11 protein-coding genes are annotated in these 11,227 nt (G+C 66.2%); 5 read left to right on the top strand and 6 right to left on the bottom strand.

Going from position 1 to position 11,227, the window contains the following annotated elements; genetic code table 11:
• Positions 1–17 precede the first annotated feature (17 nt).
• From AB0J95_RS11365 to AB0J95_RS11355, 3 genes are read left to right on the top strand one after another with little or no spacing between them, the layout of a single operon-like run.
• The gene (locus AB0J95_RS11365) at positions 18–314 is read left to right on the top strand and encodes a hypothetical protein (protein WP_364755726.1); all 297 of its coding nucleotides are present in this window, start codon (positions 18–20) and stop codon (positions 312–314) included.
• Positions 315–318: 4 nt separating this feature from the next.
• Entirely contained in the window at positions 319–1,266 is a 948-nt protein-coding gene (locus AB0J95_RS11360; RefSeq protein WP_364755725.1) for a hypothetical protein, read from the top strand.
• Complete coding sequence (locus AB0J95_RS11355; protein ID WP_364755722.1) at positions 1,263–1,835, top strand: DUF3558 domain-containing protein; 573 nt, start codon at positions 1,263–1,265, stop codon at positions 1,833–1,835. The genes AB0J95_RS11360 and AB0J95_RS11355 overlap by 4 nt, the downstream gene beginning before the upstream one ends.
• A gap of 41 nt (positions 1,836–1,876) precedes the next feature.
• On the opposite strand, the gene AB0J95_RS11350 is transcribed toward AB0J95_RS11355, so the two are convergent.
• The 4 genes from AB0J95_RS11350 to AB0J95_RS11335 form a co-directional block, all read right to left on the bottom strand.
• Positions 1,877–2,110: a hypothetical protein gene (locus tag AB0J95_RS11350; protein WP_364755720.1), complete on the bottom strand. Its 234-nt coding sequence runs from the start codon at positions 2,108–2,110 to the stop codon at positions 1,877–1,879.
• 131 nt (positions 2,111–2,241) lie between these two features.
• Positions 2,242–3,219, bottom strand: coding sequence for an iron-siderophore ABC transporter substrate-binding protein (locus AB0J95_RS11345; protein WP_364755717.1), 978 nt, complete (start codon positions 3,217–3,219; stop codon positions 2,242–2,244).
• A 10-nt stretch (positions 3,220–3,229) separates the two neighbouring features.
• Positions 3,230–4,942: an ABC transporter ATP-binding protein gene (locus tag AB0J95_RS11340; RefSeq protein ID WP_364755714.1), complete on the bottom strand. Its 1,713-nt coding sequence runs from the start codon at positions 4,940–4,942 to the stop codon at positions 3,230–3,232.
• Complete coding sequence (locus AB0J95_RS11335) at positions 4,939–6,612, bottom strand: ABC transporter ATP-binding protein (RefSeq protein WP_364755711.1); 1,674 nt, start codon at positions 6,610–6,612, stop codon at positions 4,939–4,941. Before AB0J95_RS11335 ends, AB0J95_RS11340 begins: the two co-directional genes overlap by 4 nt.
• A 129-nt stretch (positions 6,613–6,741) precedes the next feature.
• Between AB0J95_RS11335 and AB0J95_RS11330 the strand changes: the two genes are divergently transcribed.
• Both AB0J95_RS11330 and AB0J95_RS11325 read left to right on the top strand, forming a co-directional pair.
• A complete protein-coding gene (locus AB0J95_RS11330) occupies positions 6,742–7,707 on the top strand; it encodes an iron chelate uptake ABC transporter family permease subunit (RefSeq protein ID WP_364756177.1) in 966 nt (321 codons plus the stop codon).
• Positions 7,704–8,747, top strand: coding sequence for an iron chelate uptake ABC transporter family permease subunit (locus AB0J95_RS11325; protein ID WP_364755709.1), 1,044 nt, complete (start codon positions 7,704–7,706; stop codon positions 8,745–8,747). The genes AB0J95_RS11330 and AB0J95_RS11325 overlap by 4 nt, the downstream gene beginning before the upstream one ends.
• Here the strand turns inward: AB0J95_RS11325 and AB0J95_RS11320 are convergent.
• Both AB0J95_RS11320 and AB0J95_RS11315 read right to left on the bottom strand, forming a co-directional pair.
• Positions 8,655–9,911 carry an aromatic acid/H+ symport family MFS transporter gene (locus AB0J95_RS11320; RefSeq protein WP_364755706.1) on the bottom strand — a complete coding sequence of 419 codons (1,257 nt, stop codon included), beginning with the start codon at positions 9,909–9,911 and terminating at the stop codon, positions 8,655–8,657. The genes AB0J95_RS11325 and AB0J95_RS11320 overlap by 93 nt on opposite strands.
• 128 nt (positions 9,912–10,039) lie before the next feature.
• On the bottom strand, positions 10,040–11,098 hold the full coding sequence (locus AB0J95_RS11315) for a hypothetical protein (protein ID WP_364755703.1): 1,059 nt from the start codon (positions 11,096–11,098) through the stop codon (positions 10,040–10,042).
• Positions 11,099–11,227: the final 129 nt, after the last annotated feature.

Genomic DNA, 11,227 nt, shown 5'->3' with positions numbered 1-11,227 from the left:
GAACGAGGGGCTGCGAGATGTACGAAGGATTTGCGATCGACCTCGCCGAGGCCGACAAAGCGGCAAGCGATCCAGAGGGCTCACTGCCTACAGCGGTGAGGATGTACCGGGTCCCGATCAGCAGTTTGGCGGTGTATGCCGACTTCGCGCGACCGGGCAAATTCGATGCCACAGACCGGCTGCAGGCGGTGTACGCCGGATGGAGCGATGTCATCGCTCAGCGACAGGCGCGCGCGTGCGATGTGATGGACGCCAATGCTCAGGCATTGCGGGACATCATCGCGCTCTACCGGCGCGTGGACGGCAGGGGCTGACGGCGTGAGCGGCTGGAGAACCGACGACAAGATCGAGGAAGCCCAAGCCCTTCTCCAGGATCGATTCCTGGCGATGCACGATGGCGACTTCCCGGCGGCCGGCATTCCGCACGCGCAGATCGCCGGTCTCAGGCGTGACCTTGAAATTTGGCTGAGCATCGATCCGCAGCGGGTTGCCGACGAGTACGAGCGGATCTACCAGGCCATGATCGCCATCGGCGACAATGCTGATGCCGTCACCCAACTGCGGGAGAGCATCCGGCATCTGGCCAACTGGACCGGCGCTGCCGCCGACGAGTTCAAGAACCAGATCGACCGGATGGAGATCTTCTGCGAGGAGCAGCAAACTCGCATGCTCCGTGGTCTGCTGGGGCTCGCCGCCACTTACACGGCCGTTGTCGAAGGCCGGGAAAGCTTCTACCAGCTTCTGCTGGCCACCGACGCCGCTGGCCGCAAGGAGATGGAGGACCAGGAGAAAGAGGACACCAAACTCCAGTCGGCGCTGCTGTTCGACATCGTCAGTGGCATCCTTTCCGCGGATCCGAAGAAGCTGATCGGATCCGCGGTCGTCACCGCGGTGGACATGGGCAAGGATTTTGTCGATCGGGTGATCGAAGGCAACGACGCCGACCAGGTGATGGACAGTTACCGTCGCGAGGCGGACTGGCTCAACGAGTCGTTCGGTAACGCGCTCGACCACATCCGGACCGACGTCGCCCACCAGATCGACGACGCCATGCGGCCGTCGAGCATGTACAAACCTCTGCCGCTCATCTGCAACGTCAACAGCCCGGATTTCCGATGGGAGAACTTTCAGGACATGGTCCACAATCCAGGCTCCATCGGTCCGATCGTCGAGGCTGAGCGCAGGAAGTACGCCGAAGAGAAGAAGCGGCAGAGCGACATCGACAAGCGCATGAATCCGGGCAACGCCCGCAGGGGTGCGATATGACGTCACGCCGGCACTGGACAGCAGGTCTTCTGGTTGGACTGACCCTCGTCGCCAGTGGTTGCACTGGCTCGCCGACACCTGGGCCGACACCTTCGGCCTCCCCCTCGCCGACCAGGCTGGGCACCAGTGCACCGCCGGTCGCGAGACTGTGGGATGCCAGTGCCTATCGGACCAAGCCGTGCGGCCTGTTCACCGATGACCAGGCAAGGGTGCTGGGCTACAACAAGCCGGGGTCCGCCTCCACGGACGACCCTGATGTAGCGACCTGTATCCGGGACACTGGGACGGCCAGCGGTGGCTTCATGGTCAAGTACTACTTCGCCACGGATCTGCTGGGGAAGATCTACCGCCGGGAGATTCTTTTCCCCGGCATCAACTCCGCCAGTCCGATCACGGTCGAAGGCCAGCCCGCCCTGAAACCGACCATCCCCGGCGCGGAGTTCTGCACGGTGGCCGTCGGGCTCACGAACACCCAGGGGTTCGAGGTCCGCATCGACGACAAAGCCGTTGACCCATGTGACCGCGCTGTCACCATCGCCGAGACCATCATGCGCAACCTCGGGGCATGACTGCGAAACGCGCCCGGACGGTCTGGGCGCCTTGTCGGTTGTCACTTCCTCGGTGCAGGCTTCCCATTCGGCCACACAAGGAGAAGTCGCCCCCAACGACAGACCCCCTGTGACCTTTCCTGCACCGAAATACCGAACCCATCCGCCCGGTTGTCGACGGACACCCAATTCTCCTTGGGCCGTTCGTCGGACATCACTACGAAGTTGTTCTCCTGCCACCACTTCACCAGCGCTGCGACGACCTCCGCATTGCGCTGGGTGATGGTGTTCTTCACGGAACCCTCCGGGTCGGCGACTTTGGTGTTCGCCCTGAGCTCATCGGGCTACAACCGGAACGCAGTGCCTACGGTGACTTCGCAACCTCGAGGCCTGAAAGGGCGCCCAGCGGGTTGGGCGCCCTTTTCTGTTATGTGAAGGCTTTTTTGAGGTCTGGGACGAGGTTGTCGAGGAGGTAGGGGATGCTGAGGACGGAGATGAAGCTGACGGAGCTGCCGTAGGGGGTGGTGTCGTCGATGAGGATGTCGTGGTGTTGTTTGGCGACGTTCAGGCCGGTGTAGAGGGGGTCGGTGTTGAGGTCGGCGCGGGTTTTGGTGGCGTCGGTGACGATCCAGACCAGCACGCGCTGGTCGAGGAGGTCCACTCGTTCTTTGCTGATGGTCGCGCCGAACTTGTCGCCGATGACCTGGTCGAGGGTGTCGGGGAGCTTGAAGCCCAGCGCGGCCAGCATGCGGGAGCGGGGGTCTTGGCTGCCGTAGACGAAGTAGCCCTCCCAGTTGGTGGCGATCACGGCGGTGGCGCCGTTGAACTCGGGGTTGTCCTGGCGGACCTTGGCCAGGCGCGCTTCGGTGTCAGTGACAAGCTTCTCGGCTTGGGCGGACTTGCCGACGATCTTGCCGACCGTTCGAGTGGCGTCCTGCCAAGGGATTCCGTACGCGTTGTACTGCGATGGCTGGGCGACGGTGGGGGCGATCTTGCTCAGCTTGTCGTATGACTCCTGGGTCAGCTCCGCGTACAGGCCGAGGATCAGGTCGGGTTTGAGCGACGCGATCTTCTCATACTGCAGGCCACCTTGGTCGGACAGAACCGTGGGCAGCGGGGCGTTTCCGAGCTTGTCCCGGGACCACGGCGGGATCTCGCCATCATATTTGCCGATCCACTTGGTGGTCGCGACCGGCACCACACCCAACGCCATCAACGGGTCCTGCTCGGTCAGTCCAACCAGGACGATCCGTTTCGGCTCCGCCTTGATGGTGGTACTGCCGAACTTGTGCTCGATGGTGACCGGGAACGCCCCATCCGAGGAGGTGGGTGCCTGGGCGCCCTGGCTGGATGAGCCACAGGCGGTCAGCAGGAGCAGGGATACGGCCAGCAGATAACGAATCATTCCTTGCCCTTCATCGAGTCCCGGACCATGCGGACCACAAGGTGGCGTACCGGCCGCCGGCCGCCAGGAGCTCCTGGTGCGTCCCGGTCTCCACGACCCGCCCGTTGTCCAGCACCACGATCCGGTCCGCCGAAGCGGCCTGAGTCAAGCGGTGCGCGACAACCAGCGCGGTCCGACCGGAAAGTGCCGCGTCCGCGGCGACTTCCAACGACCGCGCCCCGGCACTGCCGGCCTCCGCGGTCGCCTCGTCCAAAATGGCGATCGCCGGATCCGCCAGGATCAGCCGCGCCAAAGCCAGCTGCTGCGACTGGGCGACGGTCAACCGATGACCGCCATCACCGACCACAGTAGACAGTGAAATCTCCGCGTCCCACCCCACAGCCGCCAAAGCGGCCGCTAGCCGCGCATCCGAGGCGTCCGGCGCCGCCAGCCGCAGATCATCGGCCAGTGGACCGGCGAAGACGTGCACCTCCTGGCTGACCAGCGCGATGGTCTGCGGCGGCACCGAGTCCAACTCCACCCCGCCAACCGAGATCGACCCCGACGACGGCCGGTGAATGCCCGCGATCAACTTGACCAACGTCGTCTTCCCGGCCCCACTCGCCCCCACGAACGCCACCCGTTCCCCGGCGCCGACAGTCAGATCGACATCAGCCAGGACCGGATGCCCAGGGACGTAAGCGTGCCCGACATCGGCGACCTTGATCGACGCATCGGTCAGCGAAACCTGCTCTCGCGACCCATCGGCGGGCACGTCCGCCACGCCAACGATCCGGGCCAAACTGGCCGACGCGGACTGAGCATCGTCCACAAGCGACAGAGCCGTGTTGATCGGCCCGAACAGGCCATGGAAGTAGACAGCCGCCGCGCTCGCCGTGCCGATGGTGGCCGAACCATTGCCGACCAGCACGAACCCCATCACCAGCACCGCTGACAGCCCGATGATCTCGGCGAGGTTGAGCCGCCCGAAGAACCGGCTCAGCAGATGAATGCCCCGCAACGACAACTCGACCGCGGCCGTGGACTTCTCGCGCACCCGCGAGACGTGGTCCTCGGCGAGACCGAAAGCTCGCACGGTCCGCGCCCCACCGATCGTGTCCAGCAGCTGCTGTTGCTGCGCGCCAACGGCGATCCGCTGCGAAGCGTACAAGGGGTTGGCGCGCTTGACATACCAGAACACCGTGTGGATCTGGACCGGCGCGGCCAACAATGCGGCGAGCATGAACCGCCAGTCCAGCACGGCCATCCCGGCCAAGGTGAGCACGATCGTCAACGCGGACCGTGCCAACTCTGGCAGAGCGGACCGAACGGCGTCCGAAACAACGGAAACGTCGTTGGTCACCCGCGAAGTCAGGTCACCCGATCCCGCCCGCTCGACCTGCTCCAATGGCAACGCCAAAGCCCGCGAAACGAACCGTTCCCGCAGCGCCGTCACGATCGTCTCACCCAGCCGCGCGACCAGACCAATCCCCAACGCGGTCATGACACCCTGGCTGAGTGCCACGATCACCAACCACACCACGGGAACCAGCAACGCATCCCGCCCGGCGGTGACCAGGTCGACGATGTGGCCCAGCAAAGGCGCGATCGCGGTTCCGATGGCGGTCGCCACGACCATCACCCCGAACGCGGCCACAGCGCTCCAACGGTGCTCCCGCAGAAACTTGCCGAGGACAGCACGAGTCCGGGCCGGGGACGCGACCGGAAGCAACTCCCGGGTCATGACAACACCGCCCCACGGTAGATCGCGTTGGAACGCGCCAACTCCGTGTGTGTGCCGGAAGCGACAACCACACCCTCGTGTACCAACACCACCCGGTCCGCCTCAGCCAGCAAAGCCGGGCTCGTCGCCAGAACGAGTGTCGTCCGTCCACTACGGACCGATCGCAACTGTTCGGCGATCTGAGCCTCGGTGACCGTGTCGACCGCGGTCGTGGGATCGTGCAAAACCAGGACCGGCGGATCCGCAGCCAAAGCGCGGGCGAGAGCCACCCGTTGTCGTTGCCCGCCAGACAATGACTGCCCCCGCTCGGAAACGGCGGTCTCCACGCCCTCCGGCAATGAAGAAGCCACTTCATCGGCAGCCGCCGCGCCGAGAACCGAGTCGACCGGGCGCCGAGCGGCTGCGGCCACGTTCTCCAGCAGGGTCCCCTCGAACAAGACAGCATCGTGAGCGGCCACCAAGACCGACGACCGCACAGCAGCGGGATCCAGTGTGGACAGATCGATACCGTCCAAGGTAACTACGCCGGAAGCGGGATCCGCCTCACGCCCCAAACACACCAACAGATCCGTGGCATGAGCCGGATCTGAGGCCACCACGCCGACAAACGAACCAGGCGAGACATCCAGCGAGATCCCGCGCAGCGATCCGTGGTGCACATCGGAAAGCCGCACGCGTCCAGAGACAGCGACAACCTCACCAGTCCCACCTGAGACAGCAGACGGAGAAGAGAGCACCTCGGCCACCCGGTCCGCGGAAGCCCGGGACTGCGCGAACTGCCCGTTGGCATAGGCGAAAAGCTCGAACGGCCCCAGCAGGAACTGGGACAACCCAACGGCCGCCACGAGGTCACCGATGCTGATGTCCCCTGACAACGCCAAGTTCCCGCCCACCAGGGCGATGACGGCGATGAAGACCCCGGTCAGCGACAACAGCGCGCCGTCATGCCAAGCCCGGGCCCGAGCCGCCCGCAGGGTGGCCGCGAGCGAGTCCTGGCTGGTCGCGCGGTACCGGGAGATCGCGGCGCGCTCGGCGCCGATGCCCTTGAGCACCCGTAGCCCGGCGATCAGGTCGGCGGCTGTCCCAGAGGTGTGCGCGGCCCGCTCCTGCTCGGCGTCGCTCCGCCGTTCGAGCGGTCGGCCGATCAGGTGTCCCAGCAACAGCAGCGGAGGGGTGCCGAGCAACACCAGCAGCCCCAACGGGATCGACATGCTCAGCAGCGAGATCGCGCTCACCAGCAAGCCAGTGAGCGCGGCCGCGGTCATCGGGATCACGTGGTTGATCAACCCGACCCGCTTGGCGTCCCCGGTCGCGATGTTGACCAGAGCGCCGGGAAGATGGGCCGCGTCAGCGCCGCCGCGTGGGTCGAGGACGCGCTGGGCCAACTGGGTCCGCAGGGCGTGGGCGGCCCGTTCGAAGGCCCGCTCACCCAGCCGGGCGCCGAACCGCCAGCTGTAGGACAGCATGGCGAACAGCGCCACCAGCACCGCGAGCCAGCGCAGCAGGGCGCTCACCGACCCGGTGGCCACGGCGTCGTCGATGGCGAGGCCGATCACGACCGGCACCAGCGCCTCGCCGACCTGGTGGCCCGCCGTCAGCAGGCTCGCCCGGATGACGTCTTTCCGCTGGCCGGCAATGGCCTGGCGGAGGATCCTTCCCCCAGCGGACACCCGGCCTCCCGGTTGCTAGACTCCAAGAACTTCGGTTAGCCTATCCTCAATTCGCGACGTCAGGACATGGTGGTGCGTGTGGTCAGCGTGAGAAACCACACGAAGATCTCAGTCCGGGCGGTGGGGCTGATGGGCGCGCTCATCGGCCTGGTCGTCGTGTGCATGTTGAGCATCTGGCTGGGGTCCAAGGACATTCCGTTCGCGTCCACATGGGACGTGCTGTGGCACAACGACGGCTCCCGTGACGCGGCGATCATCCACACAGTCCGCATCCCTCGCACGATCCTCGGCCTGCTCGTCGGCGCCGCCCTGGGTCTGGCGGGCGCGTTGATGCAGGCCTTGACACGTAACCCATTGGCCGATCCCGGGCTGCTGGGAGTGAACGCCGGGGCCTCGTTCGCCGTGGTCATCGGCATTTCGTTGGGCGTCACTGGGGTGTCCGGCTACGTCTGGTTCGCGTTCGCCGGGGCGGCGATCGCCTCGGTGGCCGTGTACATGCTCGGCGCGGCCGGGCGCGGCGGGCCGACCCCGGACCGGCTGATCATGGCCGGTGCCGCGATCACCGCTGTGCTGTACGCCCTGATCGACGCCTTCCTGCTGCTGAACCCGCTGACCTTCAACGAGTTCCGCTACTGGGACGTGGGCTCGCTGAGCGGCCGGAACCTCGACGTCGTGCTCAAGCTGCTGCCGTTCTTCGCGATCGGCATCGTGCTCACGCTGTTGCTGTCCAGGCCCTTGAACGCGCTCGCCCTCGGTGAGCAGACCGCGATCGCGCTGGGTGCCCACATTGGACGCACGCGGGTGCTCGGCGTCCTCGCGGTGACCCTGATGTGCGGGGCTGCCACGGCGGCCTGCGGGCCCATCGTGTTCGTCGGCCTCGCGGTTCCCTACGCCGCCAGGCTGATCACTGGACCAGACCAGCGCTGGGTGTTGCCGTACACCATGGTCCTCTCGCCGATCCTGCTGATCGGCTCGGACATCATCGGCCGCCTGGTCAACGAGCCGGAGGAACTGCAGGTGGGCATCGTCACCGCGTTCGTCGGCGCACCCGTGTTCGTCTGGCTGGTCCGGCGCCGCCGGGTGACCAAGCTGTGAGCGTCACGACATCGGTGCGCGGCAAGCCGATCCGCACCAAGAACCTTTCGGTCCGGCTGGATATCCGGGCCACCATTGTGTGCGTCGTCATGGCCGCGTTGGTCGTCGGCATCGGCATTGTCGCGATGACCACAGGGGATTACCAGCTGACAGTGTCCGAAGTGGTCGATACCTTGCTGGGCCAAGGGCCGCCCGGCGCCGAGTTCATCGTCCTCGACCTGCGGCTGCCCCGGTTGCTAGCGGCGGTCCTGGTCGGTGCGGCGTTCGGCATCAGCGGCGCGATCATGCAGCGGATCACCGACAACCCGTTGGGCAGCCCGGACATCATCGGGTTCACCATGGGTTCGGCGACCGGCGCGCTGATCGTGCTCGTGCTGACCCACGGTGGCATGCTCGCGGTCGCCGGGGGAGCGCTGGGCGGTGGCCTGGTGACCTCGATCCTGATCTACTTCCTGGCCTACAAACGCGGCGTGCAGGGGTTCCGGCTGGTGCTGGTCGGGATCGGGATCAGCGCGATGTTGCTGGCCACCAACCAGTACCTGATCACGCACGCCTCGCTGCAGGACGCGATCGCCGCGCAGGCGTGGCAGGTCGGCGGCCTGAACGGGCGCGGCTGGGAGCATGTCGAACCGGTGGCCTGGGCGCTGCTGGGGCTGCTGCCGTTCGCGGTGTTCTTCAGTCACCGCCTGGCGATCCTGCAGATGGGCGACGACACCGCCAAAGCCCTTGGCGTGCCGGTGGAACGCACCCGGCTGGTGCTGATCATGGTCAGTGTCGCCTTGGCCGCGGTGGCAACCGCAGCCGCCGGGCCGATTTCGTTCGTGGCGCTGGCGTCACCCCAGATCGCCCGCCGGCTGACCGGGTCGCCCTTCTCCGGCACGGTCTCGTCCGGGCTGATGGGCGCGGTCCTGCTGATGGCGAGCGACCTGGGGATCCAGCGGCTCTTCTCAAACACCCAGCTCCCGGTCGGCGTGGCGACCGGCGTCATCGGTGGTCTGTACCTGTGCTGGCTGCTCGCCTACGAGTTCCGCCGCCGGTGACCGGCCGACGAACGTGACCGCGATCGCGCCCAGCGCGCCCACGATCGCGAAAACGTAGAAGCCCCACGGGTACGCGATCCCGGCGGTGAGCAAAGCGCCGCCCACCAACGGACCCGTGATCGCGCCGAGCCGGCCGACACCCGCGGCCCAGCCGAGCGCGGTGGCCCGGTTGCCGGCCAGGTACGTCCGGCCGATGTACGCGTACACCAGAACCTGGGCGCTGAACACGAAGCACCCGGTGACGAACACCGCGATGTACGCGCCGAGCTGCGGCATCTTCACGCTCAGCAGGGCCAGGAACACCGCGGCCACGGCAAACCACGTGATCGTCGGACGCCGCAACCCGGCCCGGTCGGACACCGCGCCCGCCAACAGCAACCCCGCGACCGCACCGGCGTTGAGAGTCAGCAACAGAGCCAGAGCCGCGCCGAGCTGGTACCCGGCGGACCGCATGATCTGCGGCAGCCAAGTGTTCAACCCGTAGACCAGCAGCAGGCCCATGAAAGAGGTGACGCCGAACGCGATCGTGGCCCGCAGATACCGGCCCTGGAACAGCGACTTCATCGCGGACAGCGCGGTCGTCCGCTCGGTGTGGAACTGCTCGGACTCCGGCAGGTACTTCCACATCAGCGGAACCAGCACGACCGCGGGCGCGGCGCCGATGATGAACATGGCGCGCCAGCCCAGATCCGAGATCACCAGGATGCCCAGCAGCGCCGTCAGCACGGCACCGACGTGGTAACCGGTCATCACGGTCGTCGTCGCGCTGCCCACCCGCTTGCTGTGCTCGTTGACGATCGTTATCGCGGTCGGCAGGCAGCCGCCGAGACCGAGCCCGGCCAGGAACCGCAGCAGCCCGAACACGAACACCGACGGCGCGACCGCGCACAGCAGCGTGAACACCGAGAAACTCACCACCGACAGCATCAACGCCTTGCGGCGGCCGATCACGTCGGTGATGGTCCCGATCGCCAGGGCGCCGATCGTCATCCCCACCAGGCCGATGGTGGCGACGACCGACGCGCTACCCGCGTCCAGACCCCACACCTTCTGTTGCAGCAGAACCGGTAGCACGGTGCCGAGGACGACCAGATCGAAGCCGTCCAGCAGGACGGCGCTCCACGATAACGCCGTCGCCCATCGGGACTCGTCGCGTTCAGGCATTGTCTCGCTCCGTTGCGTTGGCGGTGGGGCGAGACGGTAAGGCCGTTATGCGTAGAGCGGATCCCCGGTTTCCATTCAGCGGAAGCCTTGGTGAGTGGTTGACCGATTCAAACACTCACCAAGTGATCTCAATCCGCGCTGAGGGGCTGCAGGTTGTCGTCGCGGAAGTTGCCGGTGGCCTCGATCTTGCCGTCGACCACGTCGAACGGGCCGAACCGCCAGGTCGGCACGATCCGGTTGTTGATCACTCGGACGTTCTCCGGGAAGCCGTTGCCCTGGCTGCGGACCTGGACCGCGTAGTTGCCGCCGGCCAGCAGGTTGTTCTCCACCAGGAAGTTGTGCGAGTCGCCCTGTTCGGTGGCGATCCGCACCACGGCGTTCTTGCCGTCGGCGTCGTTGATGAACGTGTTGTGCCGCAGCACCACGTTCAGCGCGCCCGACGACTGGATGGCGTCGTTGTGGCAGATCGGGCAGTTGGCGAGGTCGTGCACGTACGAGTTCTCCACCACCACGTTCGCGCCCATGTGCGGACCCTCACCGGCGTTGTGGATGTTCACCCGGCGCAGAACGTAGTTCTCGAAACCGACGGCCGCATTTGTTTCACCGGAGTTCATCCCGTCGATCTCGGTGTCCTCGATGACGGCGCCTTTGATGCCTTCGTAGATCCGGATCGGGAAGTAACTGTCACACCGCACCCGGCTGCGTTTGATCGTGACATTGTTGGCCTTGATGCTGACGCAGCCCTGAATGTCCTTGCCGTCGATCACGGCGCCGGGGGTGTTGATCTGGAATTCGCGGTCGGGCGTCAGGTTCACGCCCGCGGTGGTCAGTTTCACGCCGGTCGGCTGCCATCCGGTGTTGCTGGCGTCCGGGAAACCGCAGGCGCGGAGGGTCTTGATGCAGTTCGTGCCGTTCGAGACGCCGGGCGCGGGCGCCGCCGGAGGCTTGGCGCTGCTGCTGCCGCTGGGCTTCGGCGCGGCGGGGGAACTGAGCTGCGAGGCGGGTGTGCCGGCGGAGGACTCTCCTGGCTCGGGGGCGCCGGAGCTCCACTCGGCCGGGGCTTCGGAAGAGGGGGCGGGGGGTGCTGGGGCGGCTTCCTTCTTGCACGCGACCAAGCCGACGCCCATGAGCAGGACGGCGGCGAGGACGCGCAAACGTCTCCGCCGTACCGGTAATGAGTCGATCATTCGGCCTCCCTGGTGTGAATACTCACCGGTATTCCCACGCGTGTGGTTTGTTGAGTTCCAACAGGTAGGTTTCATCTCGTGACACGAGAGCGTACTGAATCAGTTTTCGCGCCAATTGGCCAGTTCGAC

This window comes from Actinocrispum sp. NPDC049592 (assembly GCF_040675465.1).
Lineage (GTDB): Bacteria > Actinomycetota > Actinomycetes > Mycobacteriales > Pseudonocardiaceae > Kibdelosporangium.
Note: the sequence above shows the minus strand (reverse complement) of the source record. Positions and strands in the feature narration are given on the sequence as shown.

Coding starts and splice junctions, on each gene's coding strand:
- AB0J95_RS11365 (WP_364755726.1), top strand. CDS start 18: ATGTACGAAGGATTTGCGATCGACCTCGCCGAGGCCGACAAAGCGGCA.
- AB0J95_RS11315 (WP_364755703.1), bottom strand. CDS start 11,098: ATGATCGACTCATTACCGGTACGGCGGAGACGTTTGCGCGTCCTCGCC.
- AB0J95_RS11330 (WP_364756177.1), top strand. CDS start 6,742: ATGGGCGCGCTCATCGGCCTGGTCGTCGTGTGCATGTTGAGCATCTGG.
- AB0J95_RS11345 (WP_364755717.1), bottom strand. CDS start 3,219: ATGATTCGTTATCTGCTGGCCGTATCCCTGCTCCTGCTGACCGCCTGT.
- AB0J95_RS11320 (WP_364755706.1), bottom strand. CDS start 9,911: ATGCCTGAACGCGACGAGTCCCGATGGGCGACGGCGTTATCGTGGAGC.
- AB0J95_RS11340 (WP_364755714.1), bottom strand. CDS start 4,942: ATGACCCGGGAGTTGCTTCCGGTCGCGTCCCCGGCCCGGACTCGTGCT.
- AB0J95_RS11355 (WP_364755722.1), top strand. CDS start 1,263: ATGACGTCACGCCGGCACTGGACAGCAGGTCTTCTGGTTGGACTGACC.